General features: G+C 72.2%; 21 protein-coding genes. 18 read left to right on the forward strand and 3 right to left on the reverse strand.

Annotated features, from left to right (window positions below; genetic code table 11):
* Positions 1–67 precede the first annotated feature (67 nt).
* The gene (locus ACFWP2_RS30990) at positions 68–1,246 is read right to left on the reverse strand and encodes an acyl-CoA dehydrogenase family protein (RefSeq protein WP_380457588.1); all 1,179 of its coding nucleotides are present in this window, start codon (positions 1,244–1,246) and stop codon (positions 68–70) included.
* Positions 1,247–1,506: 260 nt separating this feature from the next.
* Between ACFWP2_RS30990 and ACFWP2_RS30995 the strand changes: the two genes are divergently transcribed.
* The 17 genes from ACFWP2_RS30995 (at position 1,507) to ACFWP2_RS31075 (ending at position 20,327) form a co-directional block, all read left to right on the forward strand.
* Complete coding sequence (locus tag ACFWP2_RS30995; protein WP_380457591.1) at positions 1,507–1,920, forward strand: SgcJ/EcaC family oxidoreductase; 414 nt, start codon at positions 1,507–1,509, stop codon at positions 1,918–1,920.
* 83 nt (positions 1,921–2,003) lie between these two features.
* Positions 2,004–3,161, forward strand: coding sequence for an epoxide hydrolase family protein (locus tag ACFWP2_RS31000; protein ID WP_380457593.1), 1,158 nt, complete (start codon positions 2,004–2,006; stop codon positions 3,159–3,161).
* Positions 3,162–3,293: 132 nt separating this feature from the next.
* The gene (locus tag ACFWP2_RS31005) at positions 3,294–4,088 is read left to right on the forward strand and encodes an alpha/beta hydrolase (RefSeq protein ID WP_380457595.1); all 795 of its coding nucleotides are present in this window, start codon (positions 3,294–3,296) and stop codon (positions 4,086–4,088) included.
* Positions 4,085–5,272, forward strand: a complete 1,188-nt coding sequence (locus ACFWP2_RS31010) for a kynureninase (RefSeq protein WP_380457597.1) — start codon at positions 4,085–4,087, stop codon at positions 5,270–5,272. The genes ACFWP2_RS31005 and ACFWP2_RS31010 overlap by 4 nt, the downstream gene beginning before the upstream one ends.
* A gap of 119 nt (positions 5,273–5,391) precedes the next feature.
* Positions 5,392–6,183, forward strand: a complete 792-nt coding sequence (locus ACFWP2_RS31015; protein WP_380457599.1) for a tryptophan 2,3-dioxygenase — start codon at positions 5,392–5,394, stop codon at positions 6,181–6,183.
* Between the two features lie 203 nt (positions 6,184–6,386).
* Positions 6,387–7,709 carry a hypothetical protein gene (locus ACFWP2_RS31020; RefSeq protein ID WP_380457602.1) on the forward strand — a complete coding sequence of 441 codons (1,323 nt, stop codon included), beginning with the start codon at positions 6,387–6,389 and terminating at the stop codon, positions 7,707–7,709.
* On the forward strand, positions 7,699–8,778 hold the full coding sequence (locus ACFWP2_RS31025; protein ID WP_380457605.1) for a methyltransferase: 1,080 nt from the start codon (positions 7,699–7,701) through the stop codon (positions 8,776–8,778). Before ACFWP2_RS31020 ends, ACFWP2_RS31025 begins: the two co-directional genes overlap by 11 nt.
* Positions 8,756–9,925 (forward strand): anthranilate phosphoribosyltransferase, encoded by a 1,170-nt coding sequence (gene trpD, locus ACFWP2_RS31030; protein ID WP_380457607.1) that lies wholly within the window; start codon positions 8,756–8,758, stop codon positions 9,923–9,925. Before ACFWP2_RS31025 ends, trpD begins: the two co-directional genes overlap by 23 nt.
* Positions 9,903–10,613, forward strand: coding sequence for an indole-3-glycerol-phosphate synthase (locus ACFWP2_RS31035; protein WP_380457609.1), 711 nt, complete (start codon positions 9,903–9,905; stop codon positions 10,611–10,613). The genes trpD and ACFWP2_RS31035 overlap by 23 nt, the downstream gene beginning before the upstream one ends.
* An 11-nt stretch (positions 10,614–10,624) precedes the next feature.
* Complete coding sequence (locus ACFWP2_RS31040; RefSeq protein WP_380457611.1) at positions 10,625–11,458, forward strand: tryptophan synthase subunit alpha; 834 nt, start codon at positions 10,625–10,627, stop codon at positions 11,456–11,458.
* A 5-nt stretch (positions 11,459–11,463) separates the two neighbouring features.
* On the forward strand, positions 11,464–13,284 hold the full coding sequence (locus ACFWP2_RS31045; RefSeq protein ID WP_380457613.1) for an FAD-dependent monooxygenase: 1,821 nt from the start codon (positions 11,464–11,466) through the stop codon (positions 13,282–13,284).
* Complete coding sequence (locus ACFWP2_RS31050) at positions 13,281–14,612, forward strand: phenylacetate--CoA ligase family protein (protein ID WP_380457616.1); 1,332 nt, start codon at positions 13,281–13,283, stop codon at positions 14,610–14,612. Before ACFWP2_RS31045 ends, ACFWP2_RS31050 begins: the two co-directional genes overlap by 4 nt.
* A complete protein-coding gene (locus ACFWP2_RS31055; RefSeq protein WP_380457619.1) occupies positions 14,593–14,817 on the forward strand; it encodes a DUF6052 family protein in 225 nt (74 codons plus the stop codon). The genes ACFWP2_RS31050 and ACFWP2_RS31055 overlap by 20 nt, the downstream gene beginning before the upstream one ends.
* Before the next feature lie 136 nt (positions 14,818–14,953).
* Positions 14,954–16,063: a serine hydrolase domain-containing protein gene (locus ACFWP2_RS31060; protein WP_380457621.1), complete on the forward strand. Its 1,110-nt coding sequence runs from the start codon at positions 14,954–14,956 to the stop codon at positions 16,061–16,063.
* An 89-nt stretch (positions 16,064–16,152) separates the two neighbouring features.
* Positions 16,153–17,409 (forward strand): acyltransferase family protein, encoded by a 1,257-nt coding sequence (locus ACFWP2_RS31065; RefSeq protein ID WP_380457623.1) that lies wholly within the window; start codon positions 16,153–16,155, stop codon positions 17,407–17,409.
* Positions 17,406–18,968, forward strand: a complete 1,563-nt coding sequence (locus ACFWP2_RS31070; protein ID WP_380457626.1) for a benzoate-CoA ligase family protein — start codon at positions 17,406–17,408, stop codon at positions 18,966–18,968. The genes ACFWP2_RS31065 and ACFWP2_RS31070 overlap by 4 nt, the downstream gene beginning before the upstream one ends.
* A 708-nt stretch (positions 18,969–19,676) precedes the next feature.
* Positions 19,677–20,327 (forward strand): EboA domain-containing protein, encoded by a 651-nt coding sequence (locus ACFWP2_RS31075; protein WP_380457628.1) that lies wholly within the window; start codon positions 19,677–19,679, stop codon positions 20,325–20,327.
* Between the two features lie 123 nt (positions 20,328–20,450).
* Here the strand turns inward: ACFWP2_RS31075 and ACFWP2_RS31080 are convergent, their stop codons facing one another.
* On the reverse strand, positions 20,451–21,701 hold the full coding sequence (locus ACFWP2_RS31080; RefSeq protein ID WP_380457630.1) for an RNA polymerase sigma factor: 1,251 nt from the start codon (positions 21,699–21,701) through the stop codon (positions 20,451–20,453).
* Positions 21,702–21,706: 5 nt separating this feature from the next.
* The gene (locus ACFWP2_RS31085; protein ID WP_380457632.1) at positions 21,707–22,069 is read right to left on the reverse strand and encodes a YciI family protein; all 363 of its coding nucleotides are present in this window, start codon (positions 22,067–22,069) and stop codon (positions 21,707–21,709) included.
* A gap of 212 nt (positions 22,070–22,281) precedes the next feature.
* Between ACFWP2_RS31085 and ACFWP2_RS31090 the strand changes: the two genes are divergently transcribed.
* The gene (locus ACFWP2_RS31090) at positions 22,282–23,868 is read left to right on the forward strand and encodes an MFS transporter (RefSeq protein ID WP_380457634.1); all 1,587 of its coding nucleotides are present in this window, start codon (positions 22,282–22,284) and stop codon (positions 23,866–23,868) included.
* Positions 23,869–23,958: the final 90 nt, after the last annotated feature.

Consider the following 23,958-nt stretch of genomic DNA (forward strand, 5'->3'; position numbering starts at 1 on the left):
GGAACGGTCGGACATGGCTGCCGGGCAGGGCCGCACCCAGCGGCGGACCTGCCCGGCAGGGTGTCGGCTAGAGGTAGAGCGTGTTGGGACCGAGCCCGCAGGCGACCCGCCCGTAGAGCTCCAGGTTGGTGTTCGGGTGCAGGATGCCGTGCAGGTTGAGGGTCTGGACGTCCCGCTCGATGCGCTGGATCGGGACGGTGGTGTAGATCGAGGAGCCGCCGCTGGCGGTGTTGAGGAGGTCCACCGCCTCCTTGGCGCGCGAGCAGACCGCGCCGAGGTCGAGCCTGATCCGGGCCCGCTCCTCCAGGGTCCACTCCTCGCCGGTCGGGCCCTTGGTGTCGAGCAGGGCGGCGGCGCGGTGGGCGTGGAACTCCACCTCGTCGATCCTGGTGATGGCGTCGGCCACCTGGAGGTGGGTGATCGGGGCCTCGGCCTGGTTGGCGTACTCGGTGTAGCTGATCTTCCGGCCGGGGAGCCGCTCGAAGAACGCGTCCTTGGCGGCCTTGGCCAGTCCGAGGGCCGGCGCGCCCACCGTGGCGCACGCGGTGGGCATGAACGGCGCCCGGTAGATGGGCGAGTCGGCGTTCGCCACGGAGCGGTGCTGCCCCTGGAGCACCGGGACCATCGGCAGCACCCGCGGCTCGGGGACGAACAGGTCGGTGGCGACGGTGGTGACGCTGCCGGAGCCCCGCAGGCCGGTGGTGTGCCAGTCGTCGACGATCTCCAGGTCCGACAGCGGGACCGCCACCATGATCGGCTGCGGCCCGTCCGGGCCCATCAGCACGGCCGCGTTGGTGTTCCAGGAGCTGTGCAGCGCACCCGAGTTGAACGTCCACTTGCCGTTCAGCAGCACGCCGCCCTCGACCGGCACGGCGACCGCGGTCGGGCTGAGGATGCCGCTCACGCGCACGTCCGGGTCGGCGAAGATCTCGTCCTGCACCTCGTCCGGGAACAGGCCCGCCATCCAGGAGCTGATCGCGTACACCGCCATCACCCAGGCCGTGGAGCCGTCGCCGCGGCCCAGCTCGGCGATCACGTCCACCACGGTGCGCATGTCGGACTCGTAGCCGCCGTAGCGGTTCGGCACCCGGATCCGCAGCAGACCGGAATCGGTCAGCGCCGCCAGGGTCTCGTCGGACAGCCGGCGGTTCTCCTCGTGCCACAGCGCGTTCTTCTGCAGCAGCGGCACCAACTCAGCTGCACGGCTGACCAGTTCATCCCTGGACGGGGATTCCTTGGCTGTCATCGGGGCTCCTCCGAAGTGGGCGGCCCACGCGGGACGGTTCGCCGTGCGGGCCGCGGTCGTTGATCGGCCCTGTCGAGGCTGGCAGTCGGAGGCGGTGCCCGCATCTCCCGGATTGCGGCGCACCCGAGGCATTTCCTGGCCTGCGTTCCGGGCAATCAACCATCGCAATCGGGGAGTTGTCGCCCCTCAGCGCCTGCTGTGAGGCTGTCCGTCACCCGGGAGCCCTGATCGCGCCCGGGACCACCGGAGAAGGAGAGACCATGTCCGCCACTCCCCTGCCCAACACCTCCGAAGCCGCCGCGCTGAGCGCCGTCCCGCAGCGCATCGTCGCCGCCTGGGCCGAGCAGGACGCCGAAGGCTTCGCCGAGGTCTTCACCGAGGACGCCACGCTGATCCTGCCCGGGGACGTCTTCCTGACGAGCCGTGAGGCGATCCGCGCGTTCATGACCCAGGCCTTCGCCGGCCCGTTCAAGGGCACCCGCGTCACGGGCGACCCGGTGTCCGTCCGCCCGCTGGCCGAGAACGTGGCCGTGCTGGTCACCCGGGGCGGCGTGCTGGCCCCCGGGGACGCCGAGGTGACGGCCGAGCGCGCGATCCGGGCCACCTGGGTGCTGGCCCGCGAGGGCGCCGACTGGAAGATCGCCTCGTACCAGAACACCCCCATCGCCGCCTGAGACCCGCCCGGCCGGCTCCGGCCCGCCGTCGCCCCGCCGTCACCCCCGCCTACGACCTGACAGTCTCACCGAGAGGACTTGGCATGCGCCCCTTCCGTATCGACGTCCCGCAGGAAGCCCTCGACGACCTGGACCGCCGCCTCGCGGCGACCCGCTGGCCCGGTGAGCTGCCGGGCGTGGGGTGGCAGCGGGGTGTGCCGCTCGGCTACCTGAAGGAGCTGGCCGAGTACTGGCGCACCGGCTTCGACTGGCGCAAGGCCGAGGCCCACCTCAACACGTTCCCGCAGTTCCTGACCGAGATCGACGGCGTGGACATCCACTTCCTGCACGTGCGCTCGCCGGAGCCGGATGCCATGCCGTTGATCATCACCCACGGCTGGCCCGGCTCGGTGGTGGAGTTCCTGGACGTCATCGGGCCGTTGACCGACCCGCGGGCGCACGGCGGCGATCCGGCCGACGCGTTCCACGTGGTCATCCCGTCGCTGCCCGGCTACGGCTTCTCCGGCCGCCCGCAGGAGACCGGCTGGGACACCGCCCGGGTCGGCCGGGCCTGGGCCGAGCTGATGCACCGGCTCGACTACGACCGGTACCTCGTCCAGGGCGGCGACTGGGGCATGCCGGTCTCGCTCCAGCTCGGCCTGGCCGACCCGGCGCACGTCGCGGGCGTCCACCTCAACATGCTCGCCACCTTCCCGCCGCAGGACCCGGCCGAGTTCGCCAACCTGGGCGAGGCGGACCTGGCCCGGCTGCAGTTCGCCGCGAACTTCGAGCAGGACGGGGCCGGCTGGCGCAAGATCCAGTCCACTCGGCCGCAGACCCTCAGCTATGGCCTGACCGACTCGCCGGTCGGTCAACTCGCCTGGATCGTCGAGAAGTTCAGGGAGTGGACGGCCGCGCAGGAGGTGCCGGAGGACGCGGTCAGCCGCGACCGGCTGCTGACCAACGCCGCGATCTACTGGTTCACCGCCGCCGCGGGCTCCAGCGCCCAGCTCTACTACGAGTCCAACCGGCTGGACTCCGAGTTCATCACCACCTGGGCCGGCCCGTGGCCGCTCGCCGCTCCGGTCGGGGTGGCCGTCTTCCCCGAGGACGCCGTCCGGCCGATCCGCCGCTGGGCCGAGCAGATCCTGCCGACCCTCGCCCACTGGTCCGAGTTCGAGCGCGGCGGGCACTTCGCCGCGCTGGAGGAGCCCGAACTGTTCGTCGGTGACGTCCGCACCTTCGCCCGCCGGGTGCGCTGACCGGAAAATCTCGAACCCGCCCGGCGCCGGCATCGGCGCCGGGCAGAAATGCGGAGGCCCTGCATGGAATCGCCGGTATATCGCGGATACGACCAGCGGACGCTGGACCGGCAGTACTCGCCAAGTTCCTGTGTGTCCGACCTGAGTGTCTTCGTGGACCGCTACACCGGCGACAGCGAGAAGGCCCGGGCGGAGTTCGAGGTGCGCCGGGGAATACCATACGGGCCCGAACCGTCGGAAACCCTGGACTTCTTTCCGGCGGGATCCCGGAACGCCCCGCTCATGGTCTTCGTGCACGGCGGCTACTGGCAGGAGTTGAGCAAGGACGAGTCGTCCTTCCCGGCCCCCGGCCTGGTGGGGGCCGGCGCCGCGTTCGCGGCGCTGGACTACGGACTGGCGCCCGACTACCGGCTGGACGAGATCGTCGCGCAGGTCCGCCGCGCCCTGCACTGGCTGCTGGAGCACGCGGTGGAGCTGGGGGTGGACCCCGACCGCGTCCACCTCAGCGGCTCCTCCGCCGGTGCGCACCTGGTCCTGATGGCGCTGCTGGACGACTGGCGGCCGGGCGGCCGCCACCCGGCCGACGCCTTCGCCGGGGCGGTCCTGCTCAGCGGCGTCTACGACCTCGAACCGGTGCGGCACACCTACGTGAACCGGCCGCTGGGGCTCGACGCCGCGGCGGCGGCCCGGCTCAGCCCGATCCACCGGCTGCCCGCGCGACTGCCCGCCCTGGTCGTGGCCAGGGGCGTCGCCGAGACGGAGGAGTTCGGCCGGCAGCACGACGACCTCGTACGGGCCGTCGGGCCGCGCGCGGCCGCCGTGCGCGGGATCGTCGCCGCCGACCGCAACCACTTCGACCTCCCGTTCGACCTCTCCGACCCGGCGTCCGAGCTCGGTGCCGCGGTGTTCGCGCAGGTGGGCCTGTGACCACCCGCGAAGCCGCCGCCGAGCTCGACCGGAACGACCCGCTCGCCGCGGCCCGCAAGTGGTTCCTGGTGCCACCGGGCACGGTGTACCTGGACGGCAACTCACTGGGCGCCCTGTCGGCCGGGGTCCCGGAACGGATGCGCCGGGTCGTCGCCGAGCAGTGGGGCGAGCACCTGATCGGCGGCTGGTACGAGGACGGCTGGTGGGACGCGCCGCTGCGCGTCGGCGACCGGATCGGGCGGCTGCTCGGGGCGGCGCCCGGCCAGACCGTGGCCGGCGACTCCACCTCCGTCCAGCTGTTCAACTCCCTGGTCGCCGCCGCCCGGCTGCGCCCCGGGCGCGACGTCCTGCTGATGGACGCCGCCGGCTTCCCCACCGACCGCTACCTCGCCGCCTCGGTGGCCCGGCTGCTCGGCCTGGAGCTGCGCGAGGCCCCGATGCCCGAGTTCGCCGACGCGCTGGCCGACTGCGGCGACCGGCTGGCCGTCGCCACCGCCAGTGCCGTCGACTTCCGCACCGGTGAGCTCTGGGACCTCGCCGGGCTGACCGGGTCGACCCACCGCGCGGGGGGCGTGGTGGTCTGGGACGTCAGTCACGCGGCGGGCGCCGTCCCGCTCGCGGTGGACCGGGACGGGATCGACTTCGCCGTCGGCTGCGGCTACAAGTTCCTGTCGGGCGGCCCGGGCGCCCCCGCCTTCGGCTACGCGGCCCGCCGCCACCACGAGCACCTCGACCAGCCGCTGACCGGCTGGAACGGCCACGCCGACCCGTTCGCGATGACGCCGGACTACCGCCCCGCCGAAGGGATCGGCCGCTACCGGATCGGCACGCCGGCCGTCCTGTCGCTGCTGGCCCTGGACGCGGCCCTGGACGTGTTCGACGGCATCGACCTGCGGCGCCTGCGGGCCAAGAGCCTGTCGCTGAGCCGGTTCTTCATCGCCTGCGTCGACGAACACCTGGCGGGGCGCGGCTTCGAGCTGGTGACGCCGCGCGAGGACGAGCGACGGGGAAGTCAGCTGACCCTCAGCCATCCGGAGGCCGGCCGACTGATGGCGGCCATGATCGAACGCGGCTTCACGGGCGACGTGCGCCCGCCGAACCTGCTGCGCTTCGGCCTGAACGGCCTCTACCTCTCGCACGCGGAGATCCTCGCCACCGTCGACGCCCTGCGTTCACTGACCTGATCCGGTACCCGGCCTTCCGGATTGCTGAATCTTGGCATTCACCTTACGTCGCCCGCCATGGCCCGATAGCCTGTGGCAAATCTCCTGTTCGGTTTCACTGTTCGATTCGGATGTGGGCTATGGCGGGCGACGACACAGCGGTTCTGGACTACTCCGCATATCTGGCGCTGGATGAACTCATGGCATTGCAGAGGCCGCGCACGGATGTGCACGACGAGCTGCTTTTCATTGTGGTTCACCAGGCGCACGAGATCTTCTTCAAGCTCATCCTCCATGAATTCGCCGAGCTCCAGCGGACGCTCGCCGACGGCGACAGCGGCGGGTCCCTGCGCCAGCTGCACCGGCTGCTCGCCGCCTTCCGGGCCGTGGTCGGCAACGTCGGCCTGATCGAGACGATGACGGCGGATCAGTTCAACGCGTTCCGGTCGGTGCTGAACGGCAGCGGCTTCCAGTCGGCCCAGTTCCGCCAGATCGAGGCGGTACTCGGCCGGCGCGAGGCCGCGATGGTCGGCCAGTACCCGCGGGACAGTGCCGAGTGGGCCGACATCACGGCGGCGACGGCCCGGCCCTCGGTGTTCGACTCCTTGCTCAACTACCTCTCGCTGCGCGGCTATCCGGTGCCCCAGGACCACCTGCAACGGGACACCTCACTGCCGCTGGAGCCGTCGGAGGCGGTGCAGCTGCTGCTGGTGCAGGTCTACCGGGACGGCGGCGTGGCGGCGCAGCTGTGCGAGCGGCTGCTCGACCTGGACGAGCTGATGCAGGAGTGGCGTTACCGGCACGCCAAGATGGCCGAACGGATCATCGGCGCGAAGCCCGGCACGGGGGGCTCGGCCGGCGCCGCCTACCTGCGCGGCACCCTGCACCAGCCGGTGTTCCCCGACCTCTGGGCGATCCGCAGCGAGATGTAGCGGAAGCCGTGACGAGCCGCTGCGAGAACCGTAGCGAGAGGTAGCGAGATGTGAGGCCGGATCCGCGATCCGGCTCACGCTTCCCATCAGGCCACTATTCCACGAGGTGTGGCATGTACCTATCGGAAGGAAAGCCTCGGACCGACCGAACCGACGGTCGTACCCCTGACACCGCGGCGACCGTATGGCCGCTGCACACGGGCGTGGCGGGAATCAGTCTCCGCGGCGCCCGTCCCGGCCACCTACCGGATTCCGCGGCGGCCCTGGCCCGCCTCGCCGAGTGGACCGTCGGGCTGGAGACGGACGACGGACCCGGTTCGACCGAGCGCTTCCCGTTCAAGGAGATCCTCGACCACTACCAGACCGCCGGGCGGAACTACGCGTCACCCGAACTGGTCGACACACTGCAGGAGTTGAACCGCCGGCTGTCGTTATCGGCCCGGCCGGACCACCGGCTGCTGCTCGACTGGCTGCCGAGCACCTTCGACCAGGACGACGGCGACTACGACTCCTACCTGCTCGTCCGGATGCTCGAACGGATCGCCGCCCACGACGGCGAGTCGCGGACCGACGCGGGCCTCGACACCCAGATGCGCGCGCTGCTGGCCGATCTCCTGCTGGCCGAGAGCGAGGCCCTGGCGGTGACGCCGGACGCGCACTGGCAGCGGGTACGGACCCACGCGGTCGTCCAGGCCCTGGCGCGGGTCGCGGAGTTGACCCCGAAGGCTCCCGAACTCTCGCTGGCGGAGGGGCAGTTCGGCCGGGTGCCGGACCGGGACGACCCGGCGCTGGCCGGCTACGGCCGGCGGCTCGCGCAGGCGGTGCTGGACACGACGCCGGAGACCGCCCGGCAGGCGGCCGAGGTCTCGATGCTGCCGTCCACGCCCGTCCACGACGAGCTGATGTTCGTCCGCAGCGTGCAGCTCTTCGAGTTGCTCTACCGGCGGACGTACCGATGTCTGGAACGGGCGCTGACCGCCCTGCGCGCCGGGGACCTCACCACGGCGGCCACCGAACTCGTGGGCGCGGCCGAGCGGGTGGAGAGCACCCCGATCCTCTACCGGGTGCTCACCACGATGTCACGCGAGGGCTTCGCGATCATCCGCGCGCACACCGTCGGGCGCAGCGCCATCCAGTCCCGCGGCTACCGGCAGGTGGAGCGGATCACCGCCCCGCGGCCCCGCACCGCGGCCGACGACAAGATCGCCCGGGTCGAGGTGCCGAGCCCCACCCTCCAGGAGGTCTACCAGGAGCTTGCGTCGACCCTGGGGGAGGACGCGCTGGCGGTGGTGGCCGGACCGATGGCGCGGCTCGACGACAGCTGGCGCGCCATGAAGCGGACCCACTGGGGCATCACCCGGAAGATCATCAAGGACTCCCCCGGCACCGGTGGCACCGCCGGTGCCGACTACCTGAAGGCCACCGCCGAGATACCCCTCTTTCCGGAACTGCGTGGCGCGGGGGAAGGCACCCGCGACCAGGCCCGGAGAACCGCCGCGACCGACGGAGAACACCGTGTCCGATGACGACGACCTGAACAGCCTGCTGCGCCGGAAGATCATGGGGTACATCGTCTCCCAGGCGATCTTCGCCGTCAGCGAACTCAAGGTGGTCGAAAGCCTCGGCGAGGAGGCCGTCCCGGTCGAGGAGCTGGCCCCGCGGGTCGGCGCCGACCCGGACGCCCTGCACCGCTTCCTGCGGGTCCTCACCGCGGAGGGGCTCTTCGTGGAGGAGCCGGCCGGCACCTTCGCCGTCACCCCGCTCGGCGCGCTGCTGCACCGCGACGCGCCCGGCTCGCTGCACCACCTCGCCTCGCTGATGGCCGGCGAGGCGTACCAGGCGTGGACGGCGGCCACCCACGCGCTGCGGACCGGGCTCCCGGCCTTCGAGACCGTCTTCGGCAAGCCCATGTTCGACTGGCTCGGCGACCACCCCGAGGAGCTCGCCGCCTTCAACGAGGGCCAGGCCGGGCTGGTGACGCTGCGGCTGCTGCCCCTGCTCGACCGGGACTGGAGCGGGGTCGGCACGGTCGTCGACGTCGGCGGCGGCAACGGCCGGCTGCTGGGCACCCTGCTGGCCCGCCACCGGCAGCTGCGCGGAGTACTGTTCGACCTGCCGCAGGTGGCCGAGGAGGCCCGACTCGGCCTGGCCGAGCGTGAGTTGACGGACCGTTGCCAGGTGGTGGGCGGCGACTTCTTCACCGCCGTCCCGTCCGGTGGCGACGTCTACGTCCTGGCGCAGATCCTGCACGACTGGGCCGACGACCGGGCCGTGGAGATCCTCCGCCGCTGCCACCGGGCCATGGGGCCGGAGGCCCGGCTGCTCATCCTGGAGCAGGTGATCCCGGACGACTCCCGGCCGCACCCCGCGAAGCTGCTCGACCTGCACATGCTGGTGCTGCTCGGGGGGCGCGAGCGCAGCGAGTCCTCCTGGCGGCGGCTGCTCACCGAGAGCGGCTTCGAGCTCGTCGGGATCGACCGCTCGGCGAGGTCATCGCTGATCGAGGCCCGTCCGGTGGAGGTTCCGGCGGCCCTCGGTGCAGCCGGTCGGCACGAGGAACCGGGGGACGGTCATGGGAGCTCTGCCGACGCGTAGTCAGCCCGCCGCCGGCCGGGGGACTCCCGACTGGCGGCGGCTGATCGACCAACTCCTCGACGGCCGGGACCTCACGGCCGAGGACATCGCCTGGGTGATGGGCCGCGTCATGTCCGGTGCCGCGGCCCCGGCCCAGGTGGCCGGCTTCCTGGTCGCGCTGCGCGCGAAGGGCGAGACGCCGGCCGAGGTCGCCGCGCTGGCCGAGACGACGCTCGGCTACGCCCGTCCGGTCCGGCTCGGCACCCGCGCCCTCGACATCGTGGGCACCGGCGGCGACCGGTCCCACTCGGTGAACATCTCGACCATGGCGGCCCTGGTGGCCGCCGCGGCCGGCGCCACCGTCGCCAAGGTGGGCAACCGCAGCGCGACGTCCAGGTCCGGCGCGGCGGACGTGCTGGAGCGGCTGGGCGTCGCCATCGACCTGGAACCGGAGGCCGTGGCGGGCTGCGTGGCCGAGCTCGGCATCGGGTTCCTGTTCGGCCCGGTGTGCTACCCCGCGCTGGGGCACATCGCCGACACCCGGCGGGCCCTGGGGGTGGCGACGATCTTCAACCTGCTCGGGCCGCTGCTCAATCCGGCCCGGCCGTCCCACGCCCTGGTCGGCTGCGCGTTCCCGGACCGGACCCGGCTGCTGGCCGAGGTGTTCGCCCGGCGCGGGTCGACCGTGCTGCTGGTCCGGGGCGACGACGGCCTGGACGAGCTCACCACCACGACCACCAGCAGCGTCTGGGTGGTCCAGGACGGCACGGTGACCGAGCGGGTGCTCGACCCGCTCGCGCTGGGCATCCCCCGGGCGCGGTCGCACGACCTGCGGGGCGGGGACGCGGCGGCCAACGCGGAGACGGTCCGCGCGCTGGTCCGCGGCGGACGCGGCGCGGTACGGGACGCGGTCCTGCTCAACGCGGCCGCCGCACTGGCCACTTACGACGGCTTCTCCGGTTCGCTGGAGGACGACCTCGCCGCCGGGCTGGAGCGGGCCACCCGGGCCGTCGACTCGGGAGCCGCGGCGGACCTGCTCGCGCGGTGGGTGAAGTACTCCGACCGGAACCGTTACAGCACGACGGAAGAAGTCCGCCGCGCTCGCCCCGACCACAATGTGGATTCGTCGAACCGAGAGGAGGATCATGGAAAGCCGGAGCCTCTATGAGGTGCTCGCCACCGCGCGCCACAGCCGCCGGCCGGCCCTGATGGTCGACGTCAAGTGCCGGTCCCCACGGGACGGGGAGCTGATCGCCGACGAGCAGCTCGAACCCTATGTCCAGGCGTTGTTGGAGGGCGGGGCCGACGCGCTCTCGACCCCCACCGACCCCGACTTCTTCGGGGGCAGCATCGCGATCGCGCGACGCATCCGCCGGGTGGCGGGAGTCCCACTGATGCGGAAGGAGTTCTTCCGGACGGTGGAGCAGATGGACGAGGCGCACGAGGCGGGTTTCGACGCGGTGCAGCTCTCGCTGAGCACCGTCCCCGACCCGGAGCTCTTCGGCGCCATGAAGAGCCGCGCGGAACGGCTCGGGCTGGAGGTCGTGGTCGGCGTCCACAGCGCGGAGCAGCTGGAGCGGGCGGTCGAGCTCGGCGCGATCGCCGTCGGCATCAACAACCGGGACATCACGGCACTCGAACTGGACGACGGCACCGTCAGCCTCAGCGAGGAGCTGATCGCCGGCTGCCCGCCCGAGCTCCTGGTGATCTCCGAGAGCGCCTTCCACACCGAGGCGGACATGACCCGGGCCGCCGGCGCCGGAGCCCACTGCATCCTCGTCGGGACCGCCATCGCCAAGAGCGCCGACCCGACGGCCACCGTCCGGTCGCTGCGGGACGCGGCGAGGGCGGCCTAGGCGTGGCACGGATGGACGCGCCCCCGTCGACCCCGTCCGACCGGCCCGACGACCGGCTCGGACGCTGCCTGAACCGGTTGGACGCCGCACGGCAACGGGCCCTGACGATCTATCTGACGCTGGGCGACCCGCTGACCTCCGACCGGTCGGACCTGGCCCTGGCAGCGGTCGACGCGGGCGCGGACATCCTCGAGTTCGGCCTCCCGACCCCGAACACCCGCCCCCGCGGCGCGGAGATCGCCCGGTCCTTCGAACGCGCCCGCGGCACGGACCAGGAGCAGTCGTGGGAGTGGCTCGGCGAGTTGCGCCGTGCCGCACCGGACCTCCCGCTGCTGCTCCTGGTGTACCCGGAGACGGTCGCCGACCTCGGCTGGGACCGCCTCCTCTCCCGGGCGGCCGCGGCCGGGGTGGACGCGCTGGTGCTCGCCCGGCCGGACGGCCCGGACGACCTGGAGCGCATCGCGGCGGCCGGTCTCAGCGCCGTCCCGGGGATCGCTCCCGCCGCCGACCCGGCCCTGGCCCGGCGGCTGGAGTCGGCGGCCGCCCACCTGACGTACCGGAACCTGGCCGAGCGCACCGGGGCGGACCTCGACCTCGCCGCCGCCACCCGCCTCACCCGGCGGCTCGGCGAGACGGCCGCCCGGCCCTTCCTGGTCGGGTTCGGCATCCGGGACGAGGAGCAGATCCGGGCCTTCGCCCCGGACGCGGCCGGCGTGGTGATCGGGAGCCGGTTGATCAGCGTGCTCGCCCGGACGGAGCCCGCGGCCCGCCCGGACGCGCTGCGGCAGCACATCGGCCGCTGGAAGGCGGCCACCCTTCTTGACGGATCGCCATCGGAGCGGTGACACACATGCGAGTCGACATCATCGGCGGTGGCCCCGGCGGGCTCTTCCTCGCCGTCCTGCTCCGCCGGTACGCCATCGCGGACGACGTGCGGGTCTTCGAACGGAACGGTCCGGAGACGACGTACGGCTGGGGCGTCGTCTTCCCCGAGGGAGCGCTGGACGAACTCGGGCGGGTGGACCCGGCGACCCACGCGGCGATCGTCGACGCCGGCACCACCTGGACCCCGGTGGACGTCCGGTACCGGGGCTCCCGGACGCTGGTGAACGGCAACCGGTTCCACGGCGTCCCCCGGGCCGACCTGCTCGCCATCCTGCGGGACACCGCCACCGGGCTCGGCGCCCGGGTGCACCACCACCACCGGGTGGACAGCCTCGCCGACCACGCCGAGGCCGATCTCGTGGTCGGTGCCGACGGCGTGAACTCGATGGTCCGGCAGACCCACCAGGACGTCTTCCGGCCGAACTTCGAACCGTCAGAGTTCCGTTACGCCTGGTACGGCGTCGACAAGGTCTTCCCCTACTTCACCTACATCTTCCGCGACACCGAGTGGGGCCGCTTCCACGGGTACTGCTACCCGTCGGGCCGGTCCTGGAGCTCGATGATCATCCATGTCGCCGAGGAGACCTGGGAGCGGGCCGGGTTCGCGCGGCTGACCGAGGAGGAGTCGGCGCGCCGCTGCGAGGAGATCTTCGCGGCGGACCTCGACGGCCGGGCGATCCGGACCAACGGCGCGCCCTGGGCCACCTTCCGGCAGCTCGACTGCGCCACCTGGCACCACGGCAACGTGGTCCTGATCGGCGACGCCGCCCACACCGCGCACTGGTCGATCGGTTCGGGCACCCGGCTCGCGATCGAGGACGCCATCGTGCTGGCCGACGAGCTGCGGGCCCGGACCGGAGGACTCGAGGACGCCCTGGCCCGCTTCGAGCGCACCCGGATGCCGAGGGTGGAGAAGTTCCAGCGGGCGGCGCGCAGGTCCGAGCGGTACTTCGAGAACGTGCACCGCTACGCCGACTTCGAGCCGATCCAGTTCGTCTACCAGCTGGTGGCCCGGTCCTGGCGGATCACCCACGCCGACATCGCGGCCCGCGACCCCGAGTTCTCGGCCCGCTTCGACGGCTGGTTCCACGGCCGGGCGACCGGACGGCCGACGGAGCTAGCACCGCCGCCGGCCTTCGCCCCGCTGCGGATCGGCGGGCTGCACCTGGACAACCGCCTGGTGAGCGAGGCCGGGACGCCCGGGACGCTCGGCGGCGGCCTGGTGCTCGACCCGGCCCGCGAAGGAGCCGACCGGGCCGGAGCGGTGGACGCGGCCGGCGCGCCGACCTGCCGCCGGCTCTCCCCGACGGACGACCCCGGGAGCTACCGGGAGGCGGCCCGACGGGCCCTCGACGACGGCTGCTCGATGCTGATGCTCGACCTCTGCGCCGAGCCGTGGCCGGAGCTGGTCGCCGACCCGCCGAAGCGGGCCCTGGAGGCGCTGGAGGCGCTGCGGGCCTGCTGGCCGTCCCCCCGCCCGCTCGCGGTGGCGCTCGGCCCCGACCCGGCCGGCCCCTCTCCCACCGAGCCGGGCACCCTGGTCGCGCTGGCCCGGCAGCTGGCCGGACACGGCGCGGACCTCCTCCTGCTGGAGGCCCCCGGGTCCGCCGGCGAGCAGTCGGGCGTCCTCCCCCTCGCCGACGCGGTGCGCAACGAAGCCGGGATCGCGGTCATGGTGGACGACTCGCTGCGCACCCTCGACCAGATCCACACCGTGCTCGCCGCCGGCTGGGCCGACCTGTGCGTCCTGCGGCCGGCGTCCACCGAGATCCGAATGGAATCATGAGACCGTTCCCGACCGTCTCCCAGTACTGGAACCCGAAGACGGAGACCATGCCGCGCGAGGAACTCGCGCGGTGGCAGTGGCGGAAGCTGCGGCGCGCCCTGGACCACGCCAGGGGGAACTCGCCGTTCTGGCGCGAACGCCTCCCGGAAGGCGTCTCCTCCCTGGAGGAGTACGTCGACCGGGTGCCGCTGGTGCACAAGTCCGACCTGATCGCCGCCCAGCAGGAAGCGCCGGCGCCGTACGGCACGATCCCCTCGACCGATCCGGCGCTGGCGATCCGCTACCACCAGACCAGCGGCACCAGCGGCAACCCGCCGTTCCGCACCTTCGACACGGCGCGCGACTGGGCCTGGGCCGTCGACATGTGGTGCACGGCCCTGTACGGCGCCGGCGTCCGGGCCGGGCAGCTGGGTTGCGTCGCCTTCGGGTACGGCCTGTTCATGGGCTACTGGGGCATGCACTACGCCCTGGAGCGGATCGGCGGCACGGTCGTCCCGATCGGCTCGATGGACTCCCGCAGCCGGGTGCGGCTGCTGATCGACCGCCGGATCGACGTCCTGGGCTGCACCCCCACCTATGCGATGCGGCTCGTGGAGACGGCCCGGGACATGGGCGTCGACCTGGCCGCGGAGGCCAACGTGGGGATCGTGGTGACCGGCGCCGAACCGCGCCCGGAGTCGACCGCGCGCGCGATCGCCGACGCCTTCGGCGCGCGGGTCCTCAACTTCGCCGGGATGACCGAGCTCGCCACCGTCTTCATGTTCGAGTGCCCGGCGAAACCGGGCGGCTGCCACATCATCGAGCCGGGGGTCATCGAGGAGGTCCTGCACCCGGTCACCCGGGAGCCGGTCGGGTACGGGGAGCAGGGTGTCCGGGTGACGACGGCGCTCGGCCGCGAGGGCATCCAGATCTTCCGCTACTGGACCGACGACCTGGTGGTGAAGCGGCCGTGGCACGAGTGCGGCTGCGGCCGGACCTGGGACTGGTACGACGGCGGCATCCTCGGCCGGACCGACGACATGCGCAAGGTCCGCGGCATCTCGGTCACGCCGGTGATGATCGAGGACATCATGCGCGGGTTCGACCAGGTCAGCGAGTACCAGACGATCCTGCGGAACGTGCGCGGGCTCGACACCATCGTCCTGCGGGTCGAGCCGCGGCCCGCCCCGGCCGCCCACCGGTCCGATCCGGCCGAGCTCTGCGAGCGCATCAGCGCCGAGATGAAGCGCCAGCTCGGCCTGCGTCCGGAGGTCGAGCTGGCCGAGGCCGGCAGTCTCCCCCGATTCGAAGTGAAGGCAGCGCGATTCCATGACGAACGAGCCGGTTGACCAGTACGGCGCGGCCGGAGCCCGGCTCTCGCCCGAGGAGGAGCAGCGGCTGCGCGACTGCTACGACGCCCTGCACCGGCTGGCGGCGTCCTGCCAGGTGCCCTCCGTACGGGCGGCGGCCCGGGCCGCGGTCGCCGAGCTGCACGCCGCCCTCGACGGGCAGGCCCTGGAGTTCGAGTACTACAGCCACCGCTGGACGAGCTGACCGGGCCCCGTCCGGGTGAACCGAAAAAATCTTCAAGCACCGGGCGGGCGGATGTAGAGATCCCGACGACGGCACCGATGTCTCATGTGAACGGTGCCCGTGGGTGCCGGATCCACTAGAGCGAAATCGAAAGGGCATGATCGTCATGCAGAAGATCGTCCAGCAGGCCATCGACGAGATGGTGGAGTCCGGCGCCGAGCAGGGGATCCAGGTCGCGGTGTACCAGAACGGCGAGCTGGTGGTGGACGCGGTGGCGGGCACCGCCGACTCCGACGGTCGTCCGGTCACCTCGGACATCCCGTTCTACAGCGCCTCGACCGGCAAGGGCGTGACCGCGACGGTGGTCCACGTCCTCGCCGACCGCGGCGTCCTTGACTACGACACCCCGATCGTCGAGCTCTGGCCCGAGTTCGGTGCCCACGGCAAGGACAAGGCGACCGTCCGCCACGCGCTGACCCACTCCGTCGGCGTCCCGGCGGTGCCGGCCGACCTCACCGTCAAGGACCTGTCCGACTGGGACCGAATGGTCGGCCTGCTCGCCGACTCCGAGCCGTGGTGGGAGCCCGGCACCAAGACCGGCTACCACGCGATGACCTGGGGCTTCGTGATGGGTGAGATCGTCCGCCGGGCCACCGGCAAGCCGATCTCCCAGGTGCTCAAGGAGGAGGTGGCCACTCCGCTCGGCATCGCGGACGAGCTGTACTTCGGCGTCCCGGAGACCGAGCTCGGCCGGCTCGCCCGCCTCGAGGACGCGCCCGGCACCGCCGAGATGCTGGCGATGATGCCCGCCGACATGCCGCTGTTCAAGGCCACTCCGGCGGCCGTGACCCCGAGCGCCGACTACGGCAACAACCCGGTGGTGCTCACCTCGGACATCCCCTCGGGCGGCACCATGACGGCCCGCGCCGTGGCCAAGATGTACGCCGCGCTGCTCGGCGAGGTGGACGGTGTCCGGCTGATCTCCGAGGACCGACTGCGCGAGGTCACCGCCGTGGCCACCGCCGACGTCGACCAGATGATCGGCTTCCCGATGCCGCGCGCCCTGGGCTACAACCTCGGTCGCCCGGGGACCAACCCGCAGGACACCCTGTCCGTGTTCGGCATGCCCGGCATGGGCGGCAGCACGGCCTACGCCGACACCGAGACCGGCATCGCCTTCGCGCTGACCAAGAACCGCTTCTTCCCCGGTCCGGCCTCCGCCGTCGACCACCTCAGCGAGGTCATCGCCAAGGCCGCCGCCAGCTGAGACCTCGGTCCGGGCCGAGCCCCCGAACCCGCGGCTCGGCCCTCGACAGTGCCCGAAACCAGAACACCGTCACCCGAGGGGGACCACGCATGGCAGTGACAGAGAGACCCACCGGCAGCAGAGGCCGCGAGGCCCAGGCCACCAAGAAGGTTCCCACCCTCGAAGGGCTCCGCGGGCTGGCCGCCGTCGGCGTGCTCGCGTACCACGTGGCCTACGAGGCCAACGTCAGCCACTCCATGGCCGAGCCGGGGCACAACCTGTGGAGCGTGCTGGCCAACGGCCTGGAGGTGTGCCTGTCGCCCTTCTTCGTGCTGTCCGGCCTCCTGCTCTTCCGCCCGTTCGCGCGCGCCGCGATATCCGAGACCAAGCGCCCCGCCACTCTCCCCTTCCTCTGGAAGCGGGCGCTGCGGATCGTTCCGGCCTACTGGGCCATGGCACTGGCCGTGCTGCTGCTGCTCGACTGGGACAAGATCGACGGGCTCTGGTTCCTGCTCAAGCCCATCCTGATGGTGCACTTCGTGCTGACCAGGAACCCGATGGACTGGATCCCCGGTCTCGAGCCGACCTGGACCGTCCCGACCGAGCTGGTGTTCTACCTGAGCCTGCCGCTGGTCGGCTGGCTCGTCCAGAAGTTCGCGTCCGGCGGTGCCGACGAGAGCCGCCGGGCCCGCCGACTGGTGCTGCCGCTGTCGCTGATCGCGCTGGCCAGCCTGGGCTGGACCACCTTCGCGTACCTGCCGGCCATGAAGGCCGACGTCTTCTACTACTCGTTCTTCCCCTTCGGCTCCTTCAGCTTCTTCGCCGGAGGCATGGCGCTCGCGGCCCTGCTGGCCTACGCCGAGACGAGGACCGAGCCCCCCGCGCTCTTCCGGATGGTGGCCGCGCGCCCCAACCTGTGCTGGCTCGGCGCGGGCGTGGTGTTCCTGCTCAACATCCCCAAGCCCTTCGGCATCCCGGGCATGGGCACGTACGGCGGCCTGGCCCAGGAGCTGACCATCCAGGTGCTCACCATCCTCTTCGCGATGCTGGTGGTGCTGCCGCTGACCGTCCCGGGCGTCAGCTCGCGGCTGATGGACGGCGTGCTCGGCAACCCGCCGGTGCGTTTCCTCGGGCGGATGTCGTACGGCATCTACCTCTGGCACCTGCCGATGATCCACTTCTGGTTCAAGAACGGAAGCGTCTTCGGCAACCCCGCGGTCCCGGTCGGCGCGTTCGTCGGCAAGGTGGGCTTCTGGGAGCTGCTGGCCTTCGTCCTCGCGGGCAGCGTGCTGCTGGCCACGGTGAGCCACTACCTCATCGAGCGTCCCGCCGAGCGGCTGCGCAACCTGGTGGGGGCGCGCCCGTGACCGAGGCGGACATACCCGGCACGGCCGGGGCGCACAGCCCCATGCGGTACCAGGACCTTCCGCAGCGGATCAACGTCGCCGACTGGTTCGTCGACCGCAACGACGGCGGGCGGACCGCGCTGATCACCCATGACGGACACACCACGTACGCCCAACTGGGCAAGCTGGTCAACCGGGTGGGCAACCTGCTGCGCGGCCTCGGCATCGGGCGGGGCGACCGGGTGCTGATGGCGCTGAGCGACGGCGTCGAGTACGTGGCGACCTGGTACGGCGTGCAGAAGATCGGTGCCGTCACGGCGGAGGTCTACAGCTACCTCCTCCCGAAGGACTACCGGTACTACCTGGACTACGTGAAGCCGTCGATCACGGTGGTGGACCGGGCGACGGTGGCCGCGCTGCGCGAGGCCGGCGAGCGCAACCTCCTGGTGATGGGTCTGGCGCCGGAGGAACTGCGCGAGGGCGAGCTGCACTTCGAGACGCTGCTGGCCGCGCAGGCGGACGAGCTGACGGCGGTGGACGTCGACCTGGACGACATCGTCATGTGGAAGTTCACCACCGGCAGCACGGGCGCGCCCAAGGCCGTCCTGGTGCCGGCCCGCAGCCCGGTCCTGAGCTTCGACTGGTACGCCCGCGGCGTCCTCGGCCTGCGCCCGGACGACGTCGTGCTGCCGGTGCCGAAGCTGTTCTTCGGCTACTCGCGGGACACCGCGGTGCTGTTCCCGTTCGGGGTCGGCGCCGCCGGAGTCGTCTTCCCGGAGCGCAGCACCCCGGACCGGATCTTCGACCTGATCGAGGAGCACCGGCCGACCGTCCTGGTCAACGTGCCGACCATGATCAAGTCGATGGTCGACCACCCCGACGCCCGCAGCCGGGACCTGAGTTCGCTCAGGCTCTGCATCTCGGCCGGCGAGGCGCTGCCCGGCGAGCTGCACCGGAGGTGGCTGGACACCTTCGGCGTCGAGGTGATGGACAGCATCGGTTCCTGCGAGGTCTACCACGCCTACATCTCGAACCGGCCCGGTGCGGCCCGGATCGGCAGCCTGGGCACGGTGGTGCCGGGGTACCAGGTGAGCGTGGTCGACCAGCAGGGCGATCCGCTGCCGGACGGTGAGCTCGGCGTCCTCCAAGTGGTGGGCGAGACGGCCGCGTTGGGCTACTGGGAGGCGCCGGAGCAGACGGCCGTGACCTTCCCCGCGGAGCACACCGTGCGCACCGGTGACCTCTTCACCCGGGACGAGGAGGGCTACTTCTACTACCGGGGCCGGGCCGACGACCTGTTGAAGGTCCACGGGGTCTGGGTGTCACCGATCGAGATCGAGGCCTGCCTGCTGGACCACCCGGCCGTCGAGCAGTGCGCGGTCGTCGGTTACGAGGAGGACGGCCTCACCCTCACCCGGGCGTACGTGGTCGCGAGCGCCGAGGTCTCGGCCCGCGAGCTGCAGGACTTCGCCCGCGCCCGGATGTCGCCGCAGAAGTACCCGCGGGACGTGCGGTTCGTGGTCACGCTGCCGCAGACCGCCAACGGCAAGGTGGACCGCAAAGCACTCCAGCGGCTCTGAGCGGCTCCGGCGGCAGGCCGGACGGGACGGTCACCGGCGCGGCAGGCACCATCGCCGCGCCGGTGACCGCTGTGCGTTCGTACCGGCCGCAGAAGAAGTCCGAAGAATCTTCCCGGCGGATGTCGAAGTCGCGTCGTCTGATCCGACTACCTAGTGCAGGGCAGAGATGCCGGCTGCTGCGGCCGCCGGGGACGGAGTGGACGCCGCCCCGACGGCCGCACCGGAGCTCGCGGCGATGCTCGCAGCAGTGCTCGTATCGGTGCTCGTATCGGTGCTCGTATCAGTGCCTGAACGAAGCTCGGAACGGAGCTCGGAACGGAGGAAACCCCTTCACGCCCCACTTCTCGTGTCGTGCGGTGTCCGCAGGGCGCCGCGGCCCGTCACGGGCCTTCTCCCTCACTCCTTTCGTGCGATCTGACCTGCGTGAACGCGTCGTTCCGCGGTGATCGTCCGGCCGCTTCGCGGCCCGTGGGCGGTTCTTGACCGTCTTCCGCGCCCCGCTGTTACATAGCGAGGGTCGCCGACCGCAGTTGAAGCCTGCGCACCCACCGCCGCCCCGCCGGGCGCGGGTCGGCTGCCGGACAGACCGTTTCCGTTCACCTGGTGCACTCGGCTGCACCGCTGTCGTCCACGATTCGGAGACCGTTGATCATGCGGAACCACGAGGACCGATCCTGGCCTGCCACCGGCGTCCCGCGAGGGAGCACGGTGGTCGTCCTCCACACGGCGAAGCACGGCTGGCTGGCCGGCGCCGAACGGCGCGTCAGGGCGCGCCCCGCCGCCGTCCGCGAGGAGTTCGCGCTGGCCGGCCAGGCGGTCGGCACCGAGCCCCTCCGGCCGGCGACCGACCCGCAGGGGCTGGTCTTCGGTACCGCCGACGACCGCGCCCGCGCCCGGCTGCTCACGGTGCTGGCCGAGGTGCTGCCCGACCGCCTCCTGGAGAACGAGATCGAGCGGCTCTACCGCCACGGCGGCGACGCCGAGCGGCGCGGGGTGCTACGGGCGCTGGAGCTGCTGCCGGACTCCGTCGTGCGGCTCGGCCTGGAGCTGGTCGCCGACGGCCTGAGCAGCGACGACCCGCGGCTGATCGCGGCGGCGATGGGCCCCTTCGCGGCCGAGCACCTCGACCAGGAGCGGTGGCGGCAGGGCGTGATGGCCTGCCTGCTCACCGGTGTGACGCTGTCCGCGGTGGCGCGACTGGTCCCCCGCACCGACTCCGAACTGCTGCGGATGGCCGACGGCCTGGCCCGGGAACGGCGGGCGGCCGGACGGGAGATCGGCCCCGACCTGCGCTCCCTGCTCGGCATGACGGTGCTGTTGGCGCTGGTGCCGCCGCGCTCTCCGGACGGCCGGCGCTGAGCGGCTCCGAGCCGGTGCTGTCCGGGGCACCTCGCGGTGGTCGCCCGGTGCCGCTCCGGGCCCCGGGTGGCCGGTGGCCCCTCCCCCGTGGTGCGTCACCGGCGGTCCGTCCCGGACGGTCCGTCACCCGTGGTTCGTCGCCTCGGCACGGGCCTCCAGGTAGCGGCGCTCGGGAAGACTGCCGGTCTGCCGGGCGGCCTCCCGGTAGCTGTCCCGGGCCGCCGCCAGATCGCCGCTCATCTCCAGCAGATGGGCACGGACGGCGGCGAGCCGGTGGTGGCCCGCGAGCCGGCCGTCGGCCTCCAGGGTCGCCAGCAGGGCCAGCCCGGCCGCCGGGCCCCGGGCCATCGCGAGGGCGACCGCCAGGTTGAGCGTCACCATCGGTCCGGGGGCGAGCTGTTCCAGCAGCTCGTACAGGGCCACGATCTGCGGCCAGTCGGTGTCCTCGGCGTGCACCGCCTCGCCGTGCACGGCGGCGATCGCCGCCTGCACCTGGTACGGCCCCGTCACCATCCGCGGGAGGGTCTCGGCGATCAGCGCCAGCCCCTCCTTGAGCGCGGCCTGGTCCCAGCGGGAGCGGTCCTGCTCGGCGAGCGGGACGAGACTGCCGTCGGGCCGGGTGCGGGCCGGCCGGCGGGCGTCGGTCAGCAGCATCAGCGCCAGCAGGCCCGCGACCTCGCCCTCCCCGGGCAGCAGCCGGTGCAGCTCGCGGGTGAGGCGGATGGCCTCGCGGGCGAGTTCGGGCTGCTGGAGGTCGGGGCCGCTGGTGGTGGTGTAGCCCTCGTTGAAGATCAGGTAGAGCACCTGGAGCACGACCGCCAGGCGTTCCGTGCGCTCGTTCTCCGGCGGCATCCGGAACGGCAGCCCGGTGGCCTTGATCCGCTGCTTGGCCCGGCTGATCCGCTGGGCCATGGTCGCCTCGGGGACCAGGAAGGCGTGCGCGATCTGCGCGGTGGTCAGACCGCCGACGGCCCGGAGGGTGAGCGCGACCTGCGAACCCGGGGTGAGCGAGGGGTGGCAGCACAGGAAGAGCAGGGTGAGCATGTCGTCCTGCTCGGCCGCCTTGGGCTCCTCGCCCGGGCCGGGCGTCACCGTCTCGTCGGCCGGGGTGAGCGCGGCGACGGTGGCCTCACGGCGCTGGCGGGCCTGCTCGCTGCGCAGCCCGTCGATCACCCGGCGGGCGGCCACGGTGATCAGCCACGCCCGGGGGTTGTTGGGCACGCCCTGGTCGGGCCACTGGACGGCGGCTGCCAGCAGGGCGTCCTGGACGGCGTCCTCACAGGCGTCGAAGTGCCCGTAGCGGCGGACGACCGCGCCGAGGACCTGCGGTGCCAGCGATCGGAGCAGGCCCTCGACCCGGGCGTCACGGTTCATCGGGTTCAACTCTCCGTATCGGCTTCGAAGACGACCTGACGGACCTCGATGCCGGTGTACCGGGCGTCGGGGATCAGGCCGGCCAGTTCGACCGCGCGCTCCTTCGACGCGCAGTCGACCAGGTAGTAGCCGGCGAGGAACTCCTTGGCGTCCAGGTACGGGCCGTCGGTGACCGCCGGACGGCCGTCCCGGACCCTGACCGTGGCGCTGCCGGACGGATCGGCGAGGGCCTGGGTCATCACCATCTCGCCGGTGTCGAGGATCTTCTGCTGGAACGTGGCGTGCCCGGAGAAGACCGCGTTCCGCTCCCCCTCCGGCAGGCCGTCCCAGATGACCGGGTTCATATGGATCAGCAGCATGTACTTCATTCCATCATTCCTTGGTCCTTTGCGCGGTCGGCTGGTGCTCTGCACCTGAGACGTCGCCGCGAGCGGCCCGCCCTCGACATCCAAGCCGAGATCCCGCCCCTTCGCCCGAGTTTCGGCCGGAGATGTCGAGACCGCACCGGCTGGTCCGACGTACCGGGTGTGACGGCACCCGTGGATGCCGAGTGCCCCGAGAAATCCGGAAGGACCCCCTGATGAGCGACACCTCCCCCCCGAGCGGGCCCGCGCCCCGGGCCGGACGGAAAGAGTGGATCGGCCTGGCCGTCCTCGCCCTGCCCACCCTGCTGGTCTCGATCGACGTCTTCGTCATGCTGCTGGCCCTGCCCAGCCTGTCCGAGGACCTGCACGCCAGCGGCGTGCAGCAGCTGTGGATCACCGACATCTACTCGTTCATGCTCGCCGGCCTGCTCGTCACCATGGGGTCGATCGGTGACCGCATCGGACGGCGCAGGCTGCTGCTGATCGGCGCCGGCGCCTTCGGCCTCGCCTCGGCCGCCTCCGCCTACGCCGTCAGCCCCGAGATGCTGATCGCCTCGCGCGCCCTGCTCGGTGTCGCCGGCGCCACCCTCGCGCCGGGCACGCTGTCGCTGATCACCACCATGTTCCAGGACGCCAAGCAGCGCGGTGCCGCCTTCGGCATCTGGGGCGCGTGCTTCTCGGCCGGCGCCATCATCGGACCGATCATCGGCGGCACCATGCTCGACCACTTCTGGTGGGGCTCGGCCTTCCTGCTCGGTGTCCCGCCGATGGTGCTGCTGCTCGTGCTCGGCCCGGTCTACCTGCCCGAGTTCCGCAACCCGGAGTCGGGACGCCTGGACCTGATCAGCGTGGTGGAGTCGATGGCCGCCGTGCTCCTCGCCATCTGGGGCCTGAAGGAGATCGCCAAGGACGGCTGGGAGCCCGCGTCGATCGCGGCCGTGCTGGTCGGCATCGGCTTCGGCATCCTCTTCGTCCACCGCCAGCGCCGCCTCGCGGACCCGCTGCTCGACCTCAGCCTGTTCGGCAACCGCGCGTTCTCGGCGGCCCTGGTCAGCCTGTTCCTCGGCACCATGCTCACCGGCGCGGTGATGTTCTTCGTCACCCAGACGCTGCAGCTGGTCTACGGCCGTGACCCGCTCCACGCGGGTCTGTGGATGCTGCCGGCGATCCTCGCCAACACGATCAGCTTCGGTGTCTCCCCCAAGCTCGGCCAGCACCTGCGCCCGGCGTACGTCATCAGCGGCGGGCTGGTCCTCGCCGCCGTCGGCATGCTGGTGATCACCATGGCGGAGCCCGGGTCCAGCCCGGGCGTGCTGATCACCGGCTTCGCCATCGTCTTCCTCGGCTCCGGCCCGATGGTCACCCTCGGCATGGGCCTGGTCATGGGCTCCGCGCCGCAGGAGAAGGCCGGGTCCGCGGCCGCGCTCAACGAGACCAGCGGCCAGCTCGGGTTCGCCCTCGGCATCGCCGCCCTCGGCAGCATCGGCACCGCCGTCTACCGCGGCGCGCTCGACCTTCCCGACGGCCTGCCCGCCGACGCGGTCCGGGCGGCGAAGGACTCCCTCGCGGGCGCGACGGAGGCCGCCGGATCGCTGTCCGGTCAGCTCGCCCAGGCCCTCCTCGCGCCCGCCCGGGCCGCCTTCGCCGACGAGCTCCACACCGTGGTCACCGTCTCCGGCGTCCTGCTGGTCGCCACCGCCATCCTGGTCTCCTCCCTGCTCCGCCACGTGCCGCCCACGGGCCAGGCCGCGGCCGAGAGCGCCGCGGAGGGCACCGATGACTCCGTCCCCGCGGCCGGCTGACCGCGGCGCCCCGCCCGCCCGGCCCTGACGGGCGGGCACCCCGCACGGCCACGATGCCCGTGCCTGCCGACGACCCTCGCGGTGTCGGGA

Origin of the sequence: Kitasatospora sp. NPDC058444 (assembly GCF_042721415.1) — a bacterium.
Taxonomy (GTDB): Bacteria; Actinomycetota; Actinomycetes; order Streptomycetales; family Streptomycetaceae; genus Kitasatospora.